At 50.2% G+C, this 24,174-nt stretch carries 17 protein-coding genes and 1 pseudogene; 14 read left to right on the top strand and 4 right to left on the bottom strand.

Going from position 1 to position 24,174, the window contains the following annotated elements:
- Window positions 1-17: 17 nt before the first annotated feature.
- From hydG to fdhD, 3 genes are all read right to left on the bottom strand, one after another.
- On the bottom strand, window positions 18-1,433 hold the full coding sequence (hydG, locus tag NST07_RS15220; protein ID WP_341378438.1) for a [FeFe] hydrogenase H-cluster radical SAM maturase HydG: 1,416 nt from the start codon (window positions 1,431-1,433) through the stop codon (window positions 18-20).
- 100 nt (window positions 1,434-1,533) lie between these two features.
- Window positions 1,534-2,610 (bottom strand): [FeFe] hydrogenase H-cluster radical SAM maturase HydE, encoded by a 1,077-nt coding sequence (gene hydE, locus NST07_RS15225; RefSeq protein WP_342481827.1) that lies wholly within the window; start codon window positions 2,608-2,610, stop codon window positions 1,534-1,536.
- Window positions 2,611-2,731: 121 nt separating this feature from the next.
- Window positions 2,732-3,541, bottom strand: a complete 810-nt coding sequence (gene fdhD / locus NST07_RS15230) for a formate dehydrogenase accessory sulfurtransferase FdhD (RefSeq protein ID WP_341380366.1) — start codon at window positions 3,539-3,541, stop codon at window positions 2,732-2,734.
- Window positions 3,542-3,757: 216 nt separating this feature from the next.
- Between fdhD and smc the strand changes: the two genes are divergently transcribed.
- The 12 genes and pseudogenes from smc to NST07_RS15290 all read left to right on the top strand — a co-directional run bounded on the left by smc (window position 3,758) and on the right by NST07_RS15290 (window position 20,106).
- The gene (gene smc / locus NST07_RS15235) at window positions 3,758-7,327 is read left to right on the top strand and encodes a chromosome segregation protein SMC (RefSeq protein ID WP_342481828.1); all 3,570 of its coding nucleotides are present in this window, start codon (window positions 3,758-3,760) and stop codon (window positions 7,325-7,327) included.
- A gap of 67 nt (window positions 7,328-7,394) precedes the next feature.
- Entirely contained in the window at window positions 7,395-8,393 is a 999-nt protein-coding gene (gene ftsY, locus NST07_RS15240) for a signal recognition particle-docking protein FtsY (protein WP_341092808.1), read from the top strand.
- A gap of 482 nt (window positions 8,394-8,875) precedes the next feature.
- Window positions 8,876-10,339, top strand: coding sequence for a circularly permuted type 2 ATP-grasp protein (locus tag NST07_RS15245; RefSeq protein ID WP_342481829.1), 1,464 nt, complete (start codon window positions 8,876-8,878; stop codon window positions 10,337-10,339).
- Window positions 10,340-10,406: 67 nt separating this feature from the next.
- Window positions 10,407-11,360, top strand: coding sequence for an alpha-E domain-containing protein (locus tag NST07_RS15250; protein ID WP_341092813.1), 954 nt, complete (start codon window positions 10,407-10,409; stop codon window positions 11,358-11,360).
- On the top strand, window positions 11,357-12,223 hold the full coding sequence (locus NST07_RS15255) for a transglutaminase family protein (protein ID WP_341092814.1): 867 nt from the start codon (window positions 11,357-11,359) through the stop codon (window positions 12,221-12,223). Before NST07_RS15250 ends, NST07_RS15255 begins: the two co-directional genes overlap by 4 nt.
- A gap of 209 nt (window positions 12,224-12,432) precedes the next feature.
- The gene (locus NST07_RS15260; protein ID WP_038591254.1) at window positions 12,433-13,242 is read left to right on the top strand and encodes an SDR family NAD(P)-dependent oxidoreductase; all 810 of its coding nucleotides are present in this window, start codon (window positions 12,433-12,435) and stop codon (window positions 13,240-13,242) included.
- A 362-nt stretch (window positions 13,243-13,604) separates the two neighbouring features.
- Window positions 13,605-14,429 (top strand): DUF2087 domain-containing protein, encoded by an 825-nt coding sequence (locus tag NST07_RS15265; protein WP_341092816.1) that lies wholly within the window; start codon window positions 13,605-13,607, stop codon window positions 14,427-14,429.
- Window positions 14,430-14,478: 49 nt separating this feature from the next.
- Window positions 14,479-14,862: a GIY-YIG nuclease family protein gene (locus tag NST07_RS15270; protein WP_341092817.1), complete on the top strand. Its 384-nt coding sequence runs from the start codon at window positions 14,479-14,481 to the stop codon at window positions 14,860-14,862.
- Between the two features lie 65 nt (window positions 14,863-14,927).
- A complete protein-coding gene (locus tag NST07_RS15275; RefSeq protein ID WP_341092818.1) occupies window positions 14,928-15,326 on the top strand; it encodes a DnaJ family domain-containing protein in 399 nt (132 codons plus the stop codon).
- Between the two features lie 191 nt (window positions 15,327-15,517).
- Window positions 15,518-18,006, top strand: a pseudogene (gene hrpB, locus NST07_RS15280) (ATP-dependent helicase HrpB).
- A 257-nt stretch (window positions 18,007-18,263) separates the two neighbouring features.
- A complete protein-coding gene (locus NST07_RS15285; RefSeq protein WP_341092820.1) occupies window positions 18,264-18,839 on the top strand; it encodes a general stress protein in 576 nt (191 codons plus the stop codon).
- A 907-nt stretch (window positions 18,840-19,746) separates the two neighbouring features.
- The gene (locus NST07_RS15290; RefSeq protein WP_020432045.1) at window positions 19,747-20,106 is read left to right on the top strand and encodes a helix-turn-helix transcriptional regulator; all 360 of its coding nucleotides are present in this window, start codon (window positions 19,747-19,749) and stop codon (window positions 20,104-20,106) included.
- A gap of 2 nt (window positions 20,107-20,108) precedes the next feature.
- Here NST07_RS15290 and NST07_RS15295 read toward each other — a convergent pair whose 3' ends face one another.
- Window positions 20,109-20,672, bottom strand: a complete 564-nt coding sequence (locus NST07_RS15295) for a conjugal transfer protein TraR (protein ID WP_341092823.1) — start codon at window positions 20,670-20,672, stop codon at window positions 20,109-20,111.
- Between the two features lie 186 nt (window positions 20,673-20,858).
- On the opposite strand from NST07_RS15295, the gene NST07_RS15300 reads away from it, so the two are divergent.
- A complete protein-coding gene (locus tag NST07_RS15300) occupies window positions 20,859-21,242 on the top strand; it encodes a DivIVA domain-containing protein (protein ID WP_038591281.1) in 384 nt (127 codons plus the stop codon).
- A 43-nt stretch (window positions 21,243-21,285) separates the two neighbouring features.
- Entirely contained in the window at window positions 21,286-24,033 is a 2,748-nt protein-coding gene (locus NST07_RS15305) for a CHASE3 domain-containing protein (RefSeq protein ID WP_342481830.1), read from the top strand.
- Window positions 24,034-24,174: the final 141 nt, after the last annotated feature.

Consider the following 24,174-nt stretch of genomic DNA (forward strand, 5'->3'; position numbering starts at 1 on the left):
CGTACATTGGGTGCGGCCTAAAACCGTAGATCTCGTTCGCCGTTATGGATACGCTGAAGTTGCTTTAAGGTCGCTTTTTTGACCGATTCCTTGGGAATGCGCTCCAGATTGTCATGAATCGTCTGCTCTCCAATGGCCCGCATCTCCTCATCGGCGTAATCCAGCAGGTATTCCTGAAACGTCATCAGGGAGTTCGGCTGGCAGACATTATGGATTTGGCCGGATTTGGCCAGCTGCATGAAACGGTCTCCCGTTCGGCCTTCCCGGTAACAGGCGGTGCAGTAACTCGGCACATACCCGTCCTGGCAGAGATTTTTGATAATTTCCATAGGGGAGCGGTGATCGCCGACCATGAATTGCGGTTTGTCATCTTTATCTTTGTTCACACTGTATGCGCCAACACCTGTGGCGGAGCCTGCGCTGATCTGGGAAATGCCGAGTTTGATGATCTGATCCCGAAATTCAGCGTCTTCGCGTGTAGAGAGTATCATACCTGTATAGGGAACGGCTATTCGCAGAACGGCGACGATTTTGGCGAAATCCGGATCGCTGACTAAGTACGGGTAATTGTCCAGGTTCACATTCTCTGCTTCGCGCAGGCGGGGGACGGAAATCGTATGCGGTCCGCAGCCATAGGCCTGTTCCAGATGCTCGGCATGTTTTAACATAGCTATCGTTTCATATTTATAATCATAGAGCCCATACAGAACACCAATACCAACATCCTCGATACCGGCTTTCATGGCCCTGTCCATGGCGGTCGTATGCCAATCATAATCACTTTTGGGTCCTTGCGGATGGTATTGCTTGTAACTAGGTCTATGATAAGTCTCCTGAAATAAAATATAAGTTCCAATTCCCGCCTCAGCCAGCTTGATATAGTCATCGAATGTGGTTGCAGCGATATTGACATTGATCCGGCGGATACTGCCATTGTCCAGCTTCGTATCGTAAATGGTCTTTATGCAGTCGAGAATATACTCGATGGAACAATTGCGGGGATCCTCACCCGCTTCCAGCACAAGCCGTTTGTGTCCCAGAGACTGCAGAACGGTAACTTCCTGGGCAATTTCATCTGAGGTTAAGCGGCTGCGTGTGAATTCAGAATTGGAATGTTTGTAACCGCAGTATACGCAATTATTGACACAGTAGTTGCTGACATAGAGCGGTGCGAACAATACAATCCGGTTGCCGTAGATCTGCTCCTTGATAGCTCTGGATACCTGATAAATCTCATTGAGTGTTTCCTGATCTTCCACATTTAAGAGGACAGCTGCTTCTTGTGAGGTCAGTCCTTTACATTGTCTGGCTTTCTCAAGAATTGCGGACACCTTGGCCCGATCTGATCCGGCATTTTCTCCAAAGCGCAGCGCTTCTTTGATCTCTTCGTCCTGAATGAAATCCGCCGGACGACTTTCATTAACTCGGCTCACGAACATCCACTTCTTTCTGGGTTCATTAATAGATTGACAAGCAGACTTGGACTCTTCCAACTCGATTTCGAGATGACAACAGGCTGATTCGGTGGCTTCCTTACAATGGAACATGCTGTGCAGAAGAACGGGATAGATGATTCAGACTATCTCCCCGGCCCATATCCACATGGAATCCGGCAGCTTCAATCCGCTGTTCAAGACAGAATCTGCATTGGGCGGATTCGTCGCCCATACAGATTTTGTTATTGTAGAGCGTATATTGGGCTCGTACAGTCAATGGAGAGAGATTAGGCATGACCACATTTGCGCCTGCTTGCAACGCCAGCTCCCGCCCGTTCGGGTGAGCGGTTCCCATGGCTGTTGTAGCAGGGATTAGGGCATTCGGCACGAAGAGCCGGGCAAGAGCAATCATATCCAGTGTATTTATTACTGTTCCGGCCGGCTCGTCCTTTAAGGGTGTGGCCTGATGCGGCAAAAAAGGGCCAATGCCGATCATATCCGGTTGAAGCGCCTTAAGATACAGCAGGTCTTCAGCTAAATCTCCGGGCGTTTGGCCTGGTAAACCAACCATGAAGCCTGCACCCACCTGATAGCCGAGGGACTTGAGCGCCTCCAACCGATTCCGGCGGCTGTCAAAGGTCATGGTCGGGTGCAGGGCTTGGTACAGCTTACGGGAGGCCGTCTCATGGCGCAGTAAGTAACGGTCAGCTCCGGCCGCGAGCAGTGTAGCGTACGTCTCATCATCCCGTTCACCAATCGACAGGGTTACCGCGGTATCCGGATAGAGCGTTTTGATGCGTGTAATGAGCTCGGCCAGCTTCTTAGTGGTGTACCAGTCGTCTTCTCCGCTCTGCAGAACAAAGGTACGATAGCCCAGTTCATACCCTTCCGAGCAGCATTCCAAGATTTCTTCAGGTTGGAGCCGATAGCGGCTGACTGTCTTATTGCCGGAGCGTATGCCGCAATACAGGCAGTTTTGTTTGCAAATATTGGAGAACTCGATCAGCCCACGCAAAAATACACGGTCGCCATAACGTTCCATTCTTTTCAGATGGGCCAGGTGATGAAGCCGCTTTTTTAGATTTTGGTCCGGGTTCCTCAGCACAGCAATGATCTCTTGAGCTTCCAGTGATTCTTCTTCATATAATCGATCCAGCAATTGTTCCGTTGACATCACTCCCTATCCTGGAGGGGATTAATCATATAACCAAAAAATAACAATTGCGAACCCCTAGAAAAAATTGTAACAAAAGTAAAAATAGAGAACAGTGAGTTTTGTGCTTGAAATTTGAGGTTCATGGAGGAGGGAAAGTGGGACAGCCAGAGATACGATCCGGACGGGTATACACATTACATGAATTCTGACGAATAAAACCAACGGTGGTGATTCCCAGCTGTTCCGCCAGCTCAAGTGCTAGTCCGGTGGGGGCAGATTTGGACAAAATCATTTCACAGCCTATTTTGGCTACTTTCAATAAGATTTCCGAAGAGATCCGTCCGCTGAAAACAACAATTTTGTCATTGAGCTTCAAATGTTGCTTCAGGCAGTAGCCGTAAATTTTGTCTAGTGCATTATGACGCCCAATGTCACTGCGGGCCAGCAGCACCCCGCCGGTATCGCAAATTGCAGCAGAATGAACGCCACCGGTGCGGTGGAACAGCTCTGATCCGGTTTGCACCTCTTCCATTAAGCGGAAACAATCGCCGAAAGAAAGTGACACATGTACCCCGTCCGCAATTTTGGCCGTTCTGGCATCATTAATGTAGACGAAGCCATGCCGGCTAGACCCGCAACAGGAAGTTACATATCGCTTGGCGAATAGCTGACGGTGTAATGGGCTTAAGTGGTCTATAGTTACGTGGACGAAACCTTCTTCTTCCTGACTCCAAATCGCCTTGATATCCTGGAACCCTCTAATGATTCCTTCGGATGCCAAATAACCGATAACCATGTCCTCGATATATTCAGGCGTGCATACCAGAGTAACGAATTCATCACCGTTTATTTTGATTGTGACCGGATGCTCCGTAACGATAAGATCTTCCTCTATCGTGATATGGCCACTGCGGTAACGTATAATTTCCCCATGCCGCTCGGATCCCAGTTCCAATGCAATCACCCTTTTTCGTTAGAAATTTGAATATCTCAAAAATACCTCAAATGATAAATAATACCATCTAAAAACACACCCTTACTACATCACTTTTTCTAAAAAGTGTCAATTTAATATCTCACACACTGCCTTTGCGTTCATCATGAATCAGAGCTATTTTAGGAGTTGAACGCTATGGTATAATGGGTCAGAGGTGATAGGCGAGTTATGTTTTTGAAACGGATTGAATTAGCGGGCTTTAAATCATTTGCCGACAAAACGGAAATGGAATTTGTACGCGGCATAACGGCCGTCGTTGGCCCGAACGGCAGCGGTAAAAGCAATATTTCCGACGGCATCCGCTGGGTGCTCGGTGAGCAGAGCGCCAAATCGCTGCGCGGCGGCAAGATGGAGGATATTATCTTTGCCGGAAGTGATGCACGCAAAGCCGTGAATTACGGTGAGGTGTCGCTCACGCTGGACAATGAGGATCATGTCCTGCCGCTCGATTTCAGCGAAGTTACAGTAACGCGCCGTGTGCACCGCAGCGGTGAAAGTGAATATTTAATCAATAAGCAGGCCTGCAGGCTGAAGGATATCACAGAGCTGTTTATGGATACCGGCATCGGACGCGAGGCTTATTCGATTATCGGACAAGGCCGGATTGAAGAAATTCTGAGTACGCGTTCCGAGGATCGCCGCGGTATTTTTGAAGAGGCCTCAGGTATTGTTAAGTATAAATCTCGCAAAAAAGATGCGGGGCGGAAGCTGGACGAAACTGAGCAGAATCTGCTCCGGATTCATGATTTGATCAGCGAGCTGGAGGATCAGGTAGGCCCGCTCAAGGATCAATCAGAGAAGGCTATCCGCTATAAGGAGCTGCGCGAGCAGCTGAAGCAGCTGGAAATCTCCGTGTACGTGCACCAGATAGAAGGCATTCATACCGCCTGGAAGGAAGGCAATGCCCGGCTTGAAACGCTGCAGGTAGAACAGCTTGAGCTGTCCACTGTCGTTTCGGCCCATGACGCTAAGCTGGAGAGCGGGCGTTCTGAGCTTCGGGCGCTGGAGGCGCAGGTAGAACAGCTGCAGGAACAGCTGCTTCGTTACAGTGAAGCCAACGAGAAAAGTGAAGGTTACGGCGAAGTGCTGAAGGAGCGCAAGCGCAACCTGGAGAACAACCGCGAGCAATTGATGCTTACACTCGGCTCGGTAGGTGAACGCTCAGAGGGTAGACAGCGCGAGCTGGCAGAGCTGGAGCATAAGCTGCAGCAGTCAAGACAGGCTCTGGAGGAGCTGCGCGCTCAACTGGCAGATGAGGAAGCCCGGCTGGAAGGAGTGGCCGGCGGGATTAGCCAGAGCAAGGAAGAGAAGCTGAAAAGCGCCTTGCTTGAGCTGATGAACCTGATGGCCCAGGCCCGCAACGAAATTCGTTACGCGGATCAGCAGAAGGAAGCCTTGGAGCGGCGGATGAGCCGCAGCGTTGAAGAAAGCGGCAAATGGGTTGCGCGGCTCGCGGAGCTGTCTGCTTCGCAGAAGGGTCTGAAGGATACCATTGCCACTCTCGGCAAAGAGATTGGAACGCTGCGCGGCGCCTATATCACGGAGAGCGAGCAGACCAGTAAACGCCAGAAGCTGCTGGAGGAAACGCAGAGCGGACTCCGTAAATGGGAACAGAAGCGTGAAGCCCAGGTTTCCCGGCATGAGACGATGAAGGAAATGCAGGACGATTTTGACGGATTTATGCTTGGAGTCAAAGAGGTCCTTAAGGGAGCGCGCAAAGGCCAGCTAAGCGGTGTGCACGGTGCAGTAGCGGAGCTGATCTCCGTGCCGGAACGGCTGGAGCTGGCTGTGGAAACAGCGCTAGGCGCATCGCTTCAGCATGTGGTTATGGATAATGAAGCCGTCTCCCGTCAAGCGATTGCCTTCCTGAAGCAGCGCCAGCTGGGACGGGCTACATTTCTGCCGCTGGATGTTATCCGGCCCCGGCAGATTACCGGCAGCGACCGCAGTATGGTGGAAGGTGCCGAAGGTTTCGTTGGCATCGGCAGTGAGCTGGTCGGTTATGAGGACAAATACGCAAGCATTGTCGGCAGCTTGCTCGGAAATGTCGTGATTGCAGAAAGTCTGGAACAGGCTAACCGGATCGCCGCCAAATGCCAATACCGTTACCGTGTAGTTACGCTGGAAGGCGATGTTGTCAATGCCGGCGGTTCGATGACCGGGGGCAGCCAGCATAAGAAGAACAACAGCCTGCTGAGCCGTAAACGCCAGCTCGACCAGCTGTTCGGTGAAATTGAAGAAAGCGAACGTCAGATTGTCAAGCTGAAGCAAGGCATGGCCAAACTTCGCGAGGAGCAGGAGAATGCTGCGAAGAAGCTGGAGCAGCTGCGCCATGACGGTGACGAGAAACGTCTGGAGGAGCAACGGGTCTCCGGTGATTTGAAGCAGCTCGAACAGGAATTGCGCCATGTTCAGGAGCAGGTGGATGGTGCGGGTGCCGAGCGCAGCGGATTTGAGAGTGAAGTCCGCAGTCTGGACGAGAGCCGGAATCAGGCGGTTGCCGAGCTTGCACGGCTGGAGAAAGAAGAGAAGGATTCCCATGAGGCCATCCGCAATGCCGAATCGGAGCGTAAGGCGAGTGAAACGGCTAAGGAAGAGCTCCAGGGTAAGCTGACCGGCATGAAGGTAAGTGAGGGTAAGCTGGACCAGGAGATATTCTCACTGGAGGAACAGCTTAGACGCATGAGGCAAGATGCCGGATCACAGGATAAAGAGCTACGCCAGAGCCGCAGTCTGCTTATGACCATTGAGAAGGATCTCGAAGAGAATTCACGCGAAGCGGTTAAACAGAAGGAAGATCTGAACAACTACCGCCTGAAGAAAGAAGAGACGGCGGGTACGCTTGACTTGGCGCGCGCTGAACGCGCGGCGTTAACCCGTAAGCTGGAGCTCGCCGAAGGTGAAACCAAAGACCAGCGGCAGGCTTTAAAGGCCGTGGAGGACAAGCTGCGTTCCACCGAGGTAGCTGTAGGACGGCTTGATGTTGAGCTGGACAACATTCTCCGTAAACTGAGCGATGATTATGAGCTGAGTTATGAATTGGCGAAGCAGCGTTATCCGGTTCCCGAGGATGTGCCGGCTGCACAGATGGAGGTGCAGCGTCTGAAGCGCAGTATATCTTCGCTTGGCGAAGTGAACCTGGGGGCCATCGAGGAGTATCAGCGCGTGCATGAACGTTATACTTTCCTCAGCGGCCAGAAGGATGATCTGGTCGAGGCCAAGACAACACTTTACCATGTCATTCATGAGATGGAAGAAGAGATGTCCAAACGCTTCAAGCAGACCTTTGATGCCATCCGCCGTGAATTCGGCACGGTTTTCTCGAAGTTGTTCGGCGGCGGACGGGCGGACCTGATGCTGCTTGATCCCGAGCATATGCTCGACACAGGCATAGATATTGTCGCCCAGCCTCCCGGCAAAAAACTGCAAAATCTGCAGCTGTTGTCAGGCGGTGAACGTGCATTGACCGCTATGGCACTGCTGTTCGCCATCCTGCAGGTCAAACCGGTGCCTTTCTGTGTGCTGGATGAGGTGGAAGCGGCACTGGATGAAGCGAACGTAGTCCGCTTTGCCCAGTATCTGCGCGAGTTCTCGGAGCAGACACAGTTTATCGTGGTTACCCACCGCAAAGGAACGATGGAGGAAGCGGATGTGCTGTATGGTGTAACGATGGAAGAAGGCGGCGTATCGAAGCTTGTCTCGGTGAAGCTGGAGGATGAGGAAGCGGAGATTGCCTGAATGGAAGCATTGTATTTCGGAAATGAACCGGGGAATCTGGTGTCTTAACGATAAGAGGAGGAAGAGCATGAGTTTTTTTAAGAAACTGAAAGAAAGTATTTCCGGTAAAACCGAAACGGTTACCAAACAGTTCCGCGACGGTCTGGAGAAGACCCGCAAGGGTTTCGTTGAGAAGGTATCCGACCTCATCACCCGCCGTAAAAAAATAGATGAAGAGTTTTATGAGGAACTGGAAGAGATTCTGATCGGTGCCGATGTCGGGGTAAATACGGTAATGTCACTTGTTGAAGAGCTTCGGGCTGAAGTGAAGCAGAAACGGATTGAGGATGCGTCGGAGCTGCAGCCGATCCTCTCCCGCAAACTGATGGAGCTGCTGCGCGGTGATGACGACAACAGTCTGAAAGAGAATCCGGACGGAATCACCGTTATTCTGTTCGTCGGCGTAAACGGTGTCGGCAAGACAACAACAATCGGCAAGCTGGCACACCGCTACAAACAGGAGGGTAAAAAGGTTCTTCTTGCCGCAGGCGATACCTTCCGGGCCGGAGCGATTGAGCAGCTTGAGGTCTGGGGCCAACGGGCCGGTGTGGACGTCATTAAGCAGCAGGCGGGCTCTGACCCGGCTGCAGTAATGTTCGATGCCGTGCAGGCAGCCAAACAGCGGAATGTGGATGTGCTGATTTGCGATACGGCGGGAAGACTGCAGAACAAGAGCAACCTGATGGAAGAGCTGAACAAGATCTTCCGGGTCATTCAGCGTGAAATTCCCAGCGCCCCGCATGAGGTGCTGATGGTGCTGGATGCGACTACCGGTCAGAATGCCTTGACGCAGGCGAAGCTTTTTGGTGAAAAAAGTGGAGTTACCGGCCTGGTGTTGACCAAGCTGGACGGGACCGCCAAAGGCGGAATTGTTGTGGCGATCCGCCAGGAAATGAATCTGCCGGTGAAGCTGGTTGGGCTGGGCGAGAAAATGGAGGATTTGCAGCCATTTGATTCCGGACAGTTCGTCCATGCCCTGTTCGCCGGGATGATCTCTGACGAAGATCAGAAGGAAGCGCAGGAGTAACTCGCCGCAGGCGCTTCAAACGAGGATGAACTGTGATTACCATAAAAGCCCTGCAGAACGGTCACGTTCTGCAGGGCTTTTATCATGACTGATTGTGTGAAAAAACAACTGCCCCCAGGTTTTTTTGTGAAAAAGCTGGCCCTTTTTAAATAGAAGGAACGGATGCTTTTACATTTGGATACCTATACTAAAAAAACATTATATGAAAAATTCATAATAGTACTGCTTGTCAGCTCACCTGCATACAATTCAAAGTATAATTCACTTTCGTGCTCCCGAAAACTAAACTCATGAAAAAGGAAGCGATTCCACGATTATAGATGGGGTATAAACTCCATTTTGTTGTTATATATATTGACATGAACAATATTATTTACGTATTATGAGAGTAGTATTTAATATTTTCATACTTAATTCTCAAATTACGAACCAGCTTGTCAACAAACATCACACATTATAATGATTCGAAAGGAGTCGGGCTCATGTCCAAACTTGATCCTTTGCCCGGTCTGTCTCCGTATCCGCTACAGCATTTCTATGATGAAATGTATGCCGGTGAACGAAGCATCCGTCCTCATTACAAACATGTGAACCGCATGTTTTCCGGGATGAGCCCTGAAGAGCTGCAAGGTAAGCAGAAGCTGCTGCAGCGCCGGATGATGGAAGAAGGTATAACCTTTACGCTGTACAACCCGGCACAGGATCATCCGATGGAACGAACGATTCCTTTCGATATGATTCCGCGGATTATCCCCAAGGGGGAATGGGAGAGGCTTGAGGCTGGCATTGTCCAGCGGATCTCGGCTTTGAACCTGTTTATCCATGATATTTACCACGAGCAATACATTGTAAAGGACGGGATTGTCCCGCGCCGCATGATTATCTCCAACTGTTATTTCCGGCCGGAGATGGCGGGACTGCGAGTTCCCGGCGGTGCTTATGTCACTACCTCCGGCATTGACCTGATCCGCCATCATGACGGAGAGTATTATGTGCTCGAAGACAACCTGCGTACTCCTTCCGGCTTTTCCTACCTGTTTAAAGGCAGATCACTCATGAATCAGCTTTTCCCCGAATTGTCTTTCGCCAGCTCCATTCGGGATGTGGATCATAGCTTAAACCGTTTTCTGTCTGTGCTGCGGAGTTTATCTCCGTCGAGGACCAAAGATCCGGTTATTGCGCTTCTGACCCCGGGAGAATATAACTCCGCTTATTATGAACATGCTTTCCTGGCACAACAGATGGGCATTCATCTTGTAGAAGGCCGTGATCTGGTGACCCAGGACCACAAAATTTATCTGAAAGAAATGAATGGGCTGCGCCGTGTAGATGTGTTGTACCGGCGTTTGGATGATGACTATATCGATCCGCTGGCGTTCCAGCCCAGCTCCCTGCTTGGTGTCGCCGGACTGATGAATGCCTACAGGGCAGGCAACATTGCCATCGCCAATGCACCGGGAACCGGAGTAGCCGATGACAAAGCCATATATGTCTATGTTCCAGATATGATCCGGTATTATCTCAATGAAGAGCCGATTCTGGGCAATGTCCCCACCTACCTGTTATCACGTCCGCAGGAACGCCAGTATGTGCTCGATAATCTTGCGGAGATGGTCGTGAAGGAGACCTCACTCTCCGGCGGCTATGGCATGCTGATTGGAAGTGAAGCTACCAAGGAGGAACTGGTTGATTTCCGGCTCAAGATTCTCGCTGACCCTGCCCGTTACATCGCTCAGCCGATTATGTCGCTCTCGAGAGCGCCGGTATTGTCAGGAGGGACAATGGCTCCGCGTCATGTTGATCTCCGTGCATTCGTGCTCATGGGTGCGGACCGCAAACCGCATGTGATTCCCGGAGGGTTAACCCGGGTTGCCATGAAGGAAGGCTCGCTGGTCGTGAATTCTTCACAAGGCGGTGGGGTCAAGGATACCTGGGTAATGGCCTGAGGGAAATGCATATGGCTTCTGGAGCATAAAATGCCGAATCACTATGTTAGATGAGGGAGTGGCGAAGATGCTGAACCGTAATGCGGAGGCTTTGTTTTGGATTGGCCGGTATATTGAACGGGCAGAGAATCATGCGCGGCTTATCGATGTGCATTATCATATTCAACAGGAAGCGGACTTCCAGGCGGAAGGGAATAAATGGTCAAGGCTGATTGATGCGCTCGGTGTCAGAAATGAATACCTGCGGCAATTTGACAGCTTTTCGGAACAGGATGTGTTGTCCTTCATTACGCTGGATCTGGGCAATTCCAATTCGTTATTCTCTTGTGTTCATCAAGCGCGCAACAATTTGCGCACTCTGCGTCAGCATTTGCCAAGCGAGCTGTGGGATATAGCCAACGGTTTTAATCTGTGGCTCGCAGAGCAGTCGGTAGCGGATATTATGCGGGGTCCGCATCATTTCTATCAGCAGGTCAAAGAGCGGGCGGCGATGTTCCTCGGGGCAGAGATGTCTGTCATGCTGAGGGGGAATGAATGGCATTTTATTGAGAGCGGCCGCTTTCTGGAACGGGCAGAGAACACGACGCGGATTCTGCAGGCGGTCACTGTACAGTGCAAGTCTAAGGATATTAACGCGATTTATACCCAGCTTCAGGCGGTGCTGAAATCCGTGAGCGGATATCAATCCTTCCGAAGGTATTATGCAGATGCCATGTCACCGGAGAGTATTCTGGAGTTCCTCATTGTGAATGCCTCTTTTCCCCGTTCGATCCGCTTTTCATTCCATAAATTAGAGGAGCATTTAGCTAAACTCGAGCTGGATACTTCTGAGAAGGGCTCCGGGCATGAGAAAGTCATTCGCCAGGCCGGAAAGATCAAAGCAGAGCTGGATTATATGGAAAAAGAAGAAATGTCCGGTGATCTCGTCGAGGATGTACTGCATTCGCTGATGTTATCATGCCAGAGACTGGGGAAAACGATGGAAGGCGCCTTTTTTCGCCGCGAAGGAGTGCGGATATGAAAATTCAGATCCATCATACGACCACCTACAGCTATCCCGAGCCGGTTACGGACAGTGTCAATGAAATCAGGCTGACGCCGCGCACGAATTACCGCCAGTCCTGCTACCATCATGAGGTTGAGGTGTTTCCCCCCGCCAATTTGCTGACTTACGAGGATTTCTTCGGCAACCGGGTTCATGCTTATTCCGTGAATAAGCCGCATACGGAGATGGTCATCCATACAAAGGCGACCGTAGTGACTTTAGATAAAGCACAGGGTAACGATCTGCCGCATCTTCCGCTGGAAGAGCAGGTGAGACTGCTCAATGATGAGAAATTCCAGAACCGCTATGTTGAGTTCATCTTGCCGACACGTTATACGGAAGTGACTCCTGAGCTGGTTGAATTTGCTTCACAGCATCCCTTTGACGAAGCCGATGATATGTACGAGTGGACCAAAAAGCTGTCTTCGACCATCTACGAGCAATTTACGTATGATCCCGAGGCAACCAGTGTGAACACGACTGTGAAAAAAGCATTAAAGCTGAAGCGCGGCGTCTGCCAGGATTACGCACACTTGATGATTGCAGTCTGCCGCAGTGTCGGTCTGCCTTCCAGATATGTTAGCGGGTATCATTTTGTCGGTGATTTGCAGGGAGCCAATGCCAATTTCGAGCAGGCTTCGCATGCCTGGGTAGAGACGCATATTCCCGGCACGGGCTGGCTTGGTTTTGATCCCACCAATAATGCGGAAGTAAGCTGGCGTTATATCAAACTTGGGCATGGCCGTGATTACAAGGATATTGTACCGGTCAAAGGTGTCTACCGCGGAGTATCGGGCACGCTCACCGTGAAGGTGGATGTCCGTCAGCTGGGAAACTAAATGTGCAGAATCCAGGCCCCACATTGTGGGGCTTAGTTTTATATCTAATTGAGACAACCGGGTCATATCCTCTTGTTTTGTTGTGCATTTTTAGTGCAACTTGCTGCTGGTTTGCACAAATTTTGCATAACCTGATTATAATCAAGGCCGATTTGGGTAATCTTGAAACAGAGCCACTTAGATGGACGAATCGGAAGGAGAGTGTACATATGAGCCCAAATATAGCTAAAAAGCAGCGTTTTCTTGGAAAAACAGCCATAATCACAGGTGCGGGCTCGGGAATCGGCAGAGCGACGGCGATTCAAATGGCGCGCGAAGGGGCAAATGTAGCCTTGTTTGATCTGGTGAATGAGCGTACTTCGATCCTGGAGCAGAAGCTGAACAAGCTCCGCAAGGATTGTGCACTGGCCATTGACGTAGACACCTCGGATGAGGAACGGATGAAAGAAGCAGTGCGCAGGACTGTTGAGCATTTCGGAGGTCTTGATGTTGTGTTCGCCAATGCTGGAATCAACGGAGCAGTGGGTCCGATTGAGGAACTCAGCCTTAGTGATTGGGAACGTACTATATCGGTCAATCTGACCGGAACCTTCCTGACGCTGAAGTACAGTATTCCCCATCTGAAGGATAAAGGGAAAGGCAGCATCATTATCACCAGCTCGATTAACGGCAACAGCAGATTCGCCAGCTTCGGCTGGTCCCCATACAGCACAACTAAAGCCGGTCAGGTAGCCTTTGCCAAGATGGCGGCACTGGAGCTGGCCAAATTCAAAATCCGGGTCAATGTAATCTGTCCGGGGGCGATCTCCACCAATATTGATGAGAGCACGGAATTTAATGAGGATATGGAAGCTATCGTGATTCCAATTGAATTTCCGGAAGGGGCACAGCCACTCGCAGATGGACCGGGCAAGCCGGAAAATGTAGCGGATCTGGTTGCTTTCCTGGCCTCGGATGAATCCATTCATATAACGGGTGCGCAGATTGTGATCGACGGTGCAGAATCCCTGTTGTCCTAACCCATAACGCAGCGGGTGATAAATCATCTGCTTCCCAGCAAACAGCCTTAAACGGTGATCAGATCAATGATCAGGGTTGAGGCTGTTTGCTGTATTTTTCTTGTTGTAAAACTTACAGGTTATGGTCCATGCCTGGATTGACCCGGACTCATAAGTAATATTATGCTATACGGTTGATTATGAGCTGCTGGGTGCATTGCTGAAACAAGCCTCGGCTACACTCTAGGGTATTTCATAGAATCGGATGCTGATCAATAAGAGGAATGAAGCACTGCCGAAAGGTGGTGTTTTTTATTTTTTCACAAGAATAAAAACTAAACAATCTAATTAGATGGTTGTAAAATAACAAACAAAATGATAATATGTCTATATTATATAAAGTGGATTGGGTGATTGAGTTGCCGGAAGGAAAGGGTTCAGTCAGTATTTCGGAAAAATTCTGGAATGCCTCGATTGAGGAGCTAAAGCAAGGTTATATTTATGAGACGCGAGACCGTTCGGGAATCTATACCTGTCTGGTATGCGGTGAAGAATATGAGAAGGGTATTATCTATAAGGATGACAACCATTACTATGAGGCAGAGAAGTATGCTGCGCTTCATGTGGCCAATGTTCATGGCACCATGTTTAATTGGCTGCTCGGAATGGATAAGAAGCTTATAGGGCTGACGGATCTGCAGAAAGGGCTGCTGCTTGCATTTCATCAGAGCCTAAGTGACGGAGAGGTCGCCAAGGAGCTTGGAATCGGCAGTACTTCCACGGTGCGGAATCACCGGTTCACACTGCGTGAGAAGGTCAAGCAAGCCAAATTGTTTCTTGCCGTCATGGAGCTGGCTGAGGAGAAACCGGGTGTTTCTTCACCATTTGTAAGTATCCCGCGCTCGACTTCCATGGTCGATGAACGTTTTGCTATTACGGAAGAGGAGAATGCTGAGATCCTTGGGACTTATTTTAAGGAGGGACTGGATGGCCCGTTATCCGAATTTCCCAAGAAGCAGAAGCGGAAAGCCGCCATTCTTCGCCAGCTGATTAAGAGGTTTGCCGCCGGCCGCAAATACAGTGAGAAAGAGGTTAACGCCATTCTGGGTGAAGCCTTCCCCGATCATGTCACACTGCGGCGCTATCTGATTGATTATGGCCTGCTGGACCGCGAGGATGACGGCAGCAGCTACTGGGTTAAATTATAGAGCCTGTGCCCCGGGACAGAGCTTATTATTGAAGGAGAGATCAGGAATAATGGAAAAAGCAAGACGCAAAGAACTGGCCTATGATTATGCCCACTCTCATCGGCCGATGGGTGTATACCGGATTGTGAATACGAAGAACGATAAGTCTTTTGTAGGCAGCAGCCTTAACCTGGAAGGCGTATGGAATAAGCATAAATTTATGCTCGATATTAACAGCCATGACAATAAATCGCTGATGGCCGACTGGGTAGCGTACGGGGAAGAGTCCTTCCGTTTTGAGATTCTGGAACAAATCAAACCGGAGGAGGATTTTGTGGCATCCGTGTCCGAGCTGGCCAAATACAGAAAGCAGCTTCCTGAGCTGGAGAGCAAATGGATGGATCAGCTGTCTCCCTACGGAGACCGTGGTTATCATAAACCGAAGCAGAAATGAAATGACGTAGCGCCTGTGTTAAAATAAGAAGCAAAACGGGTTGTGAACACAAGGAGCGGTACGATATGGGCATGCTGTCATGGCTGGCGGAGCAGCGGATTCAGGAAGCGATGCGGAGCGGGGAATTCAAGGATCTTCCCGGGTCTGGAAAGCCGCTGGAGCTGGAGGACTTGTCGGGGGTTCCTGAGGAACTGCGGATGTCATTCAAGATTATGAAAAATGCCGGACTGCTGCCGGAAGAGGTCACACTGCGTAAGGAATGTGTAACCCTTGAGGAACTGCTGGCAGCATGCCGCAATAGCGGGGATACTGGTTCCGGTGAGCAGAAAACGCTGGAGAACAAGCTCTCCATAAAGAGACTTCGGCTGCAGGAACTGCTGAGGCAGCGGGGGCTGGAGAGCAGCAGCTCCATTCTGGAATACGGCGATAAAATTCGTCAGAAGCTGCTGAGTGAAGAAGAATAAGTCTGCGCCCGGAGGGGCGCAGGCTTATTTTGTTGTCTTTCGGCATATCTGTATCCGGTTGGGAGAGTTCGAATGCAACTTTATGAAGCATCTTGAAATTTAAGATCGTTTCGCCCATGATGATTAGGCAGGATAGATGCAATATGCGCTGCCAATTATACCAAGTTAATCACAGATTATGGAGAGAAAAGATGAAACAGCTTCCTATTATGCAGGTGCTTCCTGACCTGAAATTGATACTGAATAAGAAAAAAGCAGCTGTACTTATTGCCGAACCCGGTGCGGGGAAGACGACCGGAACCCCTCCGGCTTTTTTGGAGGAGCCTTGGATGTCTGGCAAGAGTATTCTAATGCTGGAGCCCAGAAGGCTTGCAGCCCGTTCAGCGGCTGTCTATATGGCAGCCTGCCTTGGAGAGAGTGTGGGACAGACGGTAGGCTACCGGATGCGTATGGACAGCAAGGTTGGCAAAAACACACGGATTGTTGTTGTGACCGAAGGTGTGCTGACTAGAATGCTGCAAAGCGATCCTTCGCTTGGCGATGTTGGACTTATTATTTTTGATGAATTTCATGAGCGCAGTTTACATGCTGACCTCGGGCTGGCACTGACGCTGGAGGCCCAGTCTGTGCTGCGTGAAGATCTGCGTATTCTCATAATGTCGGCTACACTGGATGGAGAACGGGTGTCGGCGCTGCTTGGCGGAGCGCCGGTAGTGGATTGTCCCGGCCGCACCTATCCGGTGGAGACGATTTATGTTCCGGGATCAGGCACCACGCAACTGGAGCTTGCTGCGGCTGCGGCAGTCCGCCGGGCCCTGGATGAGCAGCCCGGTGATGTACTGGTGTTCCTGCCCGGCGAACGGGAGATCCGCCGTACGGAACGTGAGCTGCAGAGCGGGGCGCTTCCCCAAGGGACGGTGCTGCGGCTGCTTTATGGCCAGCTCCCACAGGCCATGCAGGATGCGGCAGTGGCTCCAGCCGTGCCGGGTGAGCGCAAGGTTGTATTGGCGACTTCCATCGCCGAAACAAGCTTGACCATCGAAGGGGTGCGCACGGTGATTGACACCGGACAGCGACGTACGCAGGTATTCTCTCCGCGCACCGGCATGCCGCGGTTGACAACAGTGCCGGTCTCGAAGGCATCGGCTGACCAACGCCGTGGCCGTGCCGGGCGGACTGCTCCGGGAGTCTGCTACCGGCTGTGGAGCAGCGAGGAGCATCTACGTCTTCCGGACGACAACGTACCGGAAATCATGGAAACCGACCTGGCGCAGCTCGCGCTGGAGCTGGCGCTGTGGGGCGTACGCGATCCTGCCGCGCTGCCCTGGCTGGACGCGCCGCCCGCCGCGCCTTACGCGCAGGGCGCTGCGCTGCTGCGCCAGCTCGGCGCGCTGGATGCCAGCGGCGCCATCACGCCGCACGGCCGCAGCATGGCCGCGCTTGGCGCGCACCCGCGTGCCGCGCATATGCTGCTGCGCGCGGCAGAGCTTGGCGCCGCGCCGCTCGCCTGCCGGCTGGCGGCGCTGCTGCAGGAGCGGGACCTCTTCAAGGGTCCCGCCGCTGCGGACAGCGACCTCACGCTGCGCGTGGAGGCGCTGCTTAGGTTCGAGCGCTCCGCCGAGACGGGCGGAGCGGACCCGGCGATCTTGCGCGCGGTGCAGCGCGAGAGCCGGAATCTCCTGGCGCAGCTGCAAGCCGCGCCGGAAGTGCCCCGAGACAGCAGCGCCACAGGGCTGCTGCTGTCGTTCGCCTATCCCGACCGGGTCGGGCAGAAACGCGGCGATGGCGCGTTTCTGCTGGCCGGCGGCCGGGGGCGGCGATGCGGGAAGGGCAGCCCTTGTCGCGTTCGCCCTATATTGTTGCAGCCGGCGTGGACGACCGCGCCGGACAGGGGCGGATCATGCTGGCCGCAGATCTGCCTGAAGAAGAGCTGTTCCGTCATCATGCGGGCAGTTTTACTGAGGAACGGGAGGTTTACTGGGACAAAGAGAGCGGAAGCGTCAAGGCGCGCCGGCGTACGCTGCTGGGCGCTCTGGTATTGAAAGAGACCTCGCATGAGCGGCCTACGGCAGAAGAGACGGAGGATGTCCTGCTGGGGGTGATATCCGCAGAAGGTCTGGAGCTATTGCCTTGGGATAAAGGAACAGTGCAGTTGCGGCAGCGGATGGCTTTCATGCATGGACTGCGGACGGATTGGCCTGATGTGGCGGATGAAGCCTTGCTTGGCTCGCTGGATGAATGGCTGAGGCCCTTCATCCAAGGCATGCGCAACCTGCGTGATCTTCAGCGTCTTCCCTTAAGCCGGGCGCTTGAAGGAATGCTGGACTGGAACAGCAGACAGAAGCTTGACAAGGAAGCTCCGACACATATCTCGGTGCCCAGCGGATCTCGGATACCACTGGATTACAGCAATCCTGGCGCGCCTGTACTGGCAGTAAGGCTTCAGGAGATGTTCGGGCAGGTAGATACACCGAGAATCGGCATGGGGCAAGTTCCTGTACTGCTGCACCTGCTGTCACCGGCGAGACGGCCGATGCAGGTCACCTCCGATCTGGCGAGCTTTTGGCGCAGTACCTATTTCGAGGTTAAGAAGGATCTCAAAGGCAGATATCCCAAGCATTATTGGCCGGATGATCCGCTGCAGGCGGCGCCTACAAACCGGACCCGTCCGGTTAAATAGGGACGATGAATCGTCCCACACGGATACACCCGGTTAAATAGGGACGATGTATCGTCTCACACGGATACACCCTGTCAAATAAGAACGATGAATCGACCTGCACGGATGCAGCTTGTTGATTAGGGACGCCTATTGTACGCAGAATAACAAAACTATGAATTTTCAGGGAATTGTGAAGTCTTGCTCCTGTAAACTGTTTGGTTCAGCCGCTAAAGGGTAATAATGTAGCGAACCACAATTACGAAGGAGGGCTTCAAGTGACTAACAAAATTGTAGGAGTTTTCGATACGGAACAAGAAGCGACCAGAGCAATTGAAGGGCTTCAAAGTCGAGGAGTCAGCAATGACGAGATCTCAGTAATCACAAGAGACCGCGATGAATTAAGAAGTATTTCTGATGATACAGGCACGATGGCTCCCGAAGGGGTAGCGACAGGCGCGGCTACAGGTGGTGTGGTAGGCGGAATTACCGGGTTGCTCGCAGGAATCGGGGCATTGGCCATTCCGGGGATTGGTCCCATTCTGGCGGCTGGACCTATTGTAGCAACACTCACTGGAGCAGCTATTGGTGCAGGTGCCGGTGGTCTGGTAGGCGGATTGATTGGTCTCGGTATTCCTGAGGATGAAGCTAAGGAATATGAAGGATATGTCGACAGCGGCAAAATTCTTGTTCTCGTAGATGACAACGGCAGGGGCCGGGATATCCACCAGGTATTCAGCGGCAGCCAATCTCTGAATTCCAGTCGATACAATAACGTCTACAGCGATCCTACAGTGGATGGCACCTTGAACAACAGGGATACAACCGATACTTATAACCGTAACAGATTGTAAATAAAGTTAGATTGCAAGGGGCTTTATCAGTCTTCTTGACCCCATATTTGAACTAACAAAAACGGTTCTTCCGCTGACAAGCCGGAAGAACCGTTTTTTTATTGTATAGAAGATCATGCATTGTGAAAGTTGTGGATCACTCGAAAATTTGATGAGCCACATGCGCGGCTACTTGATCGCATAAAAGCGTCGAAACTTTGTCAGTATGCTGCACAGAAAGCACATTAGAAATCGGTGCGACAGTTATGGATGAAATGAGAGGCACATATGCATCTGAATTTGCTGCACATGGGCTAAATGGCGGAATGAGAGGCATATATGCATCTGAATTTGCCGCACATGGGCTAAATGACGGAATGAGAGGCATAAATGCTTTTGAATTCGCCACACACTCGCTAATGCGGAATCCAGAAGTTACACAACAATATAGTTCAATCTAGTCCACCTATTTAAGTCAACCATTTCACACTAACCTCAAATAAGCATGCCCATTTGAGGTTAGTGTGATTTTCATTTTGTTCCACCTACTTCCCAATCTGTTCCACCTTGTCGCAACTCTATTCCCTAGCTGTTTTCTTCTCTTCGCCTAAGGGTTTTTGAACACGGCGGCAGCGCACCATCCATCACAGCAACTACTATAACCCTAATTTCAACATATGAAAAATTCACAATAGAAAAACCATAAAAATCACTCACCCACATTTCAACGAGAATGACCACCATTTATTCTTCACTTAAGTCATTAAACAAGGAAAAAGTGAACCCCAAGCAAGCAGGGGCTTCAGGTTGTGAAAATTGGTAAATAGTGCTTTACTAGAGTTATATACGATAGAGTGTTTAATAGAGTTTCCTGAAGAGGTTTGTAAAAATACAGGTAAAGTCATTCCACTACAAGGAGGGGTTGCCGATGGCATTTATGATTGCCCAGCGGGCTTTTATTAAAGTATATCTGATTACGATGGTAGAACAGCACAAGGGATACGGTTATCAAATGCTGGAGGATTTGCGGAGAGATTTCAAAGCTCATGGCTATTCTCCTCCCCAAAGTGAAATCTACCGTGCGCTCCATGAACTGGTGCAGCAAGGAATACTTTACCGCACTAAGCAGTTGAAGGGGAATGATCCTAAGGTCGATTTCCAGGAAATTGTCTTATATCATTTCACGGCCGATGGGGAGGAAAAAGCCAGGCTCTATAAGAAGCAGGTGAAGACAGATCTTGACCGCTGCCTCGGTATATTAAACAAGGCGGTAGCGGATAATTTCTAAAGTCAGGAATCCTCTTTTTCTGCATCCTGCCCGGGAGGTGTGACCGGAGAGCTGGCGCTGCCGTAGTCCTCAACGGAATCCCAGGCCCCGGCATCATCAAATCTTCCGCTATGCTCCTGCCGTCCCTCGCCTGCCCCGGCAGGAGGAGGTGTCATTACCTGTTCTTCTACGGGACGGTCGCTTGAGAGCTCTCTGCCGGGAGAGTATTCTACGGCATAGGCTGTGTAAGGAATGGCCTCTAAACGTTCATAAGGGATGTTTTGTTTGCTGGCGGTGCAGACACCGTAGGTCCCATCCTTCATTCGCTGCAGCGCTGCTTCTATCTCTTCTAATTCTTCTGTAAGAGCTTTGTTAATACCCAAATCTCTGCTTCTTTCGAAGGTCTCTGTGCCTGTGTCAGCCGGATGGTTGTCGACGGAGGAGAGTTCACCGGTTGAGATTTTGAGCGAATCACCGAGCAGGCTGTTTTCTTCACCATTACTGGAGAAATGTTGTTCTAATTCTTCCTTGCGCTCTTCTAAAGCAGCTTTAAGTGTGGCCAGCTGCGAGTTACTTAAGTGGCCCATTATGTGATCTTCCTTTCTGCGAAAAGAGTAGTATTGCTGATGTATTCTTACCTTACCCTTTTCGCGAGGAGGGCAATCAATGAAGCTATGAAATCAGAACTGCAACTTTAGTGATATTTTCAGGTTGCACTCAGCCTGTTATAATGGTTACTGCCGGAGAACACAGATAACTTGGAGGTCACTTAAATGGATGAACATATGAAACGCCGATTGGACAAGCAGAGAAAGCTGTTCAGCCAGCTCGGCATTACACTTGATGCACTGACGATTCATGAGAAGGAATTTGGTATGAAGCTTCGTGGTTATGATGCGGAGGAAGTAGACACTTTTCTGGACAGCGTAATCAAGGATTACGAACGATTTTATGCGACGATTGCCGATTTGATGGATAAGTGGCAAGAACAGCAGATTGAATTACGCGAAATGAAAGCTGAGACCAAGGCGATTCCAGTCGCTCCTCCGATCGTTAGAGGAATTGATCCGAGAGAGTTGGAGGATGTTATCATCAAACTTGAAAACAATATCCGTCAATTAAAAGATAGACTGCCACAAAGTGAAGGCTACTTGTGACAATAAAAGTATATATCGGGATGCAAGATGGAGGTTGAAACCTTTGCCCAAGAAGCAAACTTGGAGCTTAAAGATCCGTGGCAAAATTGCGGTAGGCTATGTCTTGATTTTATTAATGTTAGGCCTTTTTCTGCTGATCGTATCCAGTAGAATTACCGATCTTGAGAAGGAAACAGTTTTCCTGAGTGACCATGATATAGAAGTGCACGAGCTTACATATCAAATTGAAAAAAATGTCTTGGATATGGAGACCGGACAAAGGGGATATGCGCTCACCGGAGACAATTCCTACCTGGTTCCATTTAATAGCGGCCTTGCAGCTTGGCAGATCAATCTTGCCAAGCTGAATGGTCTGATTGCAGACAATCCGGACCAGCTGCGGAATTTAGGCGTTATTAAAGAAAATATTCAATTATGGATTGATCTGGCCGGACAGCCAGTAATAGATCTAAAGCGGAATGGTGATGATCAAGCCATAGCTAAGTTTTTTCGTAATGATACCGGCAAATCGGTTATTGACTCGATCCGCTCGCAGTCCGACTATTTCCGGGATAACGAGCGGAAGCTAACCAATGAACGGATTTCGAATTTGAAGGAGAGCAATAGCAGACTTCTGATAACCATGTATATTCTATGGACACTGGTTGCGCTGCTAACGCTCTTGATTACGTATTTAATCTCTGCAAGTATTGTTAATCCGCTGCAGCATGTGATCCGGGCGATTAATGGGATCGCTGGAGGCGGCAGTATGTCTGAGCGGATAAAGGTAAAGACCATGGATGAAATCTATGATCTTGGTGAAGCTACAAATAGTCTGCTGGATACTGTGCAGCTGGAACAGTGGAGCAGTGAGCAGCAGACTGCCATGTCCGTAATTCTGCAGGAAGCTACAGATATTTATTTGTTATGCAGGTCTTTTATGAATAAACTGGCAACAACCCTTGAGATGCAATACGGTGCCATTTATGTTATGGATCATAAGGAACGTTATAAATGTATGTATTCCTATGCCGGTGCGGAGAAAACAGAATTCCCGTTTGCAGAAGATTCGATCTTACCCGGTGTGGGTCTTGTGGGACAATGTGCAGTAGATAAACGTATTAAAATAGTTGAAGATTTGCCGGAGAATTATATCAGCATTAATTCTGCCCTGGGCAGAACGGCTCCCCGCTTCGCAGTCATTGCACCGATTATATTTGAGAATAAAACTGTGGCTGTTTTAGAAGTAGCCTCATTGACCCAATGGGCATCGTATCACCATGAGCTTTTGTCCAAGCTTCTGGACATGATGGCGGTTTCTGTGAATTCAGTGATGACCCGTATGGAAATCCAGAAGCTCTATCATGATTCTCAGGTTATGAATGAAGAGCTGCAAGTTCAATCGGAAGAATTGCAGGTGCAATCTGAGGAATTGCAGGTGCAGACCGAAGAATTGCAAAATCAAACGAATGAATTGCTCACGGTCAACCGGGAACTGGAGAATCAGAAGGCCGTTGCAGAGAATGCCGCAGTGGAACTGGAAAGATATAATGAGCAGCTGGAGTTAAGCTCCCGCTATAAATCGGAATTTCTGGCGAATATGTCGCATGAGCTGCGTACTCCGCTGAATAGTATGCTTATCCTATCCCAACTGCTGGCCGAGAACCGCAATAACAACTTAAACGAGGAAGAACAAGGCTATGCTTCGGTCATTCACAATTCCGGCACTGATTTGCTGGTCATGATCAACGATATTCTCGATCTGTCCAAGGTTGAAGCCGGCAAAATGATGGTGGAAATGGATGCGGTCAATCTTACGGAGCTGCCTACATTGCTAAAGGGGTATTTTGGTAAAACCGCCGAACAACAGAGATTGGAGTTTTCTGTGAACATCGGTGGAGAGGTACCAGATCTTTTTTATACCGACGAAATGCGGCTGCATCAAATTCTGCGCAATCTGCTCTCCAATGCCTTTAAGTTTACGGAGGAAGGTTCCGTGCAAGTTGACATTACCAGGGTTGAAGCCTATTCTGACCCGCAGTATAACCCAACTGAGCCAGTTTTGGCTTTCTCCGTCAAGGATACGGGAATCGGGATTTCGGAAGAGCATCGTGAGCTGATTTTTGAAGCTTTCATGCAGGCAGACGGTTCAACTGTACGCAAATTTGGGGGAACCGGATTAGGTCTGTCAATCTCCCTGCAGCTGGCCAGATTACTGGGCGGGTATATTTCACTGCAGAGCGAGCTTGGGCAAGGCAGTACCTTTACACTATTTCTTCCTTGCCGTTGCCTTGAAGCTGACATGGAGGATGGACTTCAGCCGCCGGGCTCCTGGTCAACCGTTGCGGCGGCACGGGAGCGTGAAGTCACTCAAAAGCCTGAGAAGGCCACTATAACTGTGGACACAAGTTTGTTTGAGAAACAATATGAGATGCTTCAAGGCAGGACTGTGCTGATTGTTGATGATGATCTTCGTAATATTTATGCCCTTAAGCAAGGGCTGGAGCCTTATCAGATGAATATCCTGACGGCACAGTCAGGCTTTGAGTGTTTACAGATTGTCAGGGAACAGGCAAATGTGGATATCGTACTGCTCGATATTATGATGCCGAATCTGGATGGTTATGATACTCTGTCTATCATCCGTGAAGAACTCCTGCTTCCGGATCTGCCGATTATTGCAATTTCAGCTAAAACTATGAAAGAGGACCGTGAGAAGTGCCTGGCGGCGGGCGCAACTGATTTCATAAGTAAACCCGTAGTAATGAAAGACGTGATTACCCGAATGTGCCGATGGATTACAGTTGAATAAGCTTAGGCTTATGAGTTTGCTTGACTTTTGAAAAATTACCATTGACGGCGATATGAACTATGATTTATGATAGGCTCATAAATGATCATTTATATGTAGTTGGCGTGTTACCGTAAAGGGCATGAGCCAAGGATTGTCTTC

It is taken from the genome of Paenibacillus sp. FSL L8-0340, from assembly GCF_038593145.1.
GTDB lineage: Bacteria > Bacillota > Bacilli > Paenibacillales > Paenibacillaceae > Paenibacillus_AQ.

What these genes read in the sequence shown, in the direction of transcription:
- NST07_RS15295 (WP_341092823.1), bottom strand. Translation starts at nt 20,672, where the DNA reads ATGGGCCACTTAAGTAACTCGCAGCTGGCCACACTTAAAGCTGCTTTA.
- NST07_RS15245 (WP_342481829.1), top strand. Translation starts at nt 8,876, where the DNA reads ATGTCCAAACTTGATCCTTTGCCCGGTCTGTCTCCGTATCCGCTACAG.
- NST07_RS15255 (WP_341092814.1), top strand. Translation starts at nt 11,357, where the DNA reads ATGAAAATTCAGATCCATCATACGACCACCTACAGCTATCCCGAGCCG.
- NST07_RS15250 (WP_341092813.1), top strand. Translation starts at nt 10,407, where the DNA reads ATGCTGAACCGTAATGCGGAGGCTTTGTTTTGGATTGGCCGGTATATT.
- NST07_RS15270 (WP_341092817.1), top strand. Translation starts at nt 14,479, where the DNA reads ATGGAAAAAGCAAGACGCAAAGAACTGGCCTATGATTATGCCCACTCT.
- NST07_RS15275 (WP_341092818.1), top strand. Translation starts at nt 14,928, where the DNA reads ATGGGCATGCTGTCATGGCTGGCGGAGCAGCGGATTCAGGAAGCGATG.
- NST07_RS15290 (WP_020432045.1), top strand. Translation starts at nt 19,747, where the DNA reads ATGGCATTTATGATTGCCCAGCGGGCTTTTATTAAAGTATATCTGATT.
- hydE (WP_342481827.1), bottom strand. Translation starts at nt 2,610, where the DNA reads ATGTCAACGGAACAATTGCTGGATCGATTATATGAAGAAGAATCACTG.
- ftsY (WP_341092808.1), top strand. Translation starts at nt 7,395, where the DNA reads ATGAGTTTTTTTAAGAAACTGAAAGAAAGTATTTCCGGTAAAACCGAA.
- NST07_RS15300 (WP_038591281.1), top strand. Translation starts at nt 20,859, where the DNA reads ATGGATGAACATATGAAACGCCGATTGGACAAGCAGAGAAAGCTGTTC.
- smc (WP_342481828.1), top strand. Translation starts at nt 3,758, where the DNA reads ATGTTTTTGAAACGGATTGAATTAGCGGGCTTTAAATCATTTGCCGAC.
- NST07_RS15265 (WP_341092816.1), top strand. Translation starts at nt 13,605, where the DNA reads ATGTCTATATTATATAAAGTGGATTGGGTGATTGAGTTGCCGGAAGGA.
- NST07_RS15260 (WP_038591254.1), top strand. Translation starts at nt 12,433, where the DNA reads ATGAGCCCAAATATAGCTAAAAAGCAGCGTTTTCTTGGAAAAACAGCC.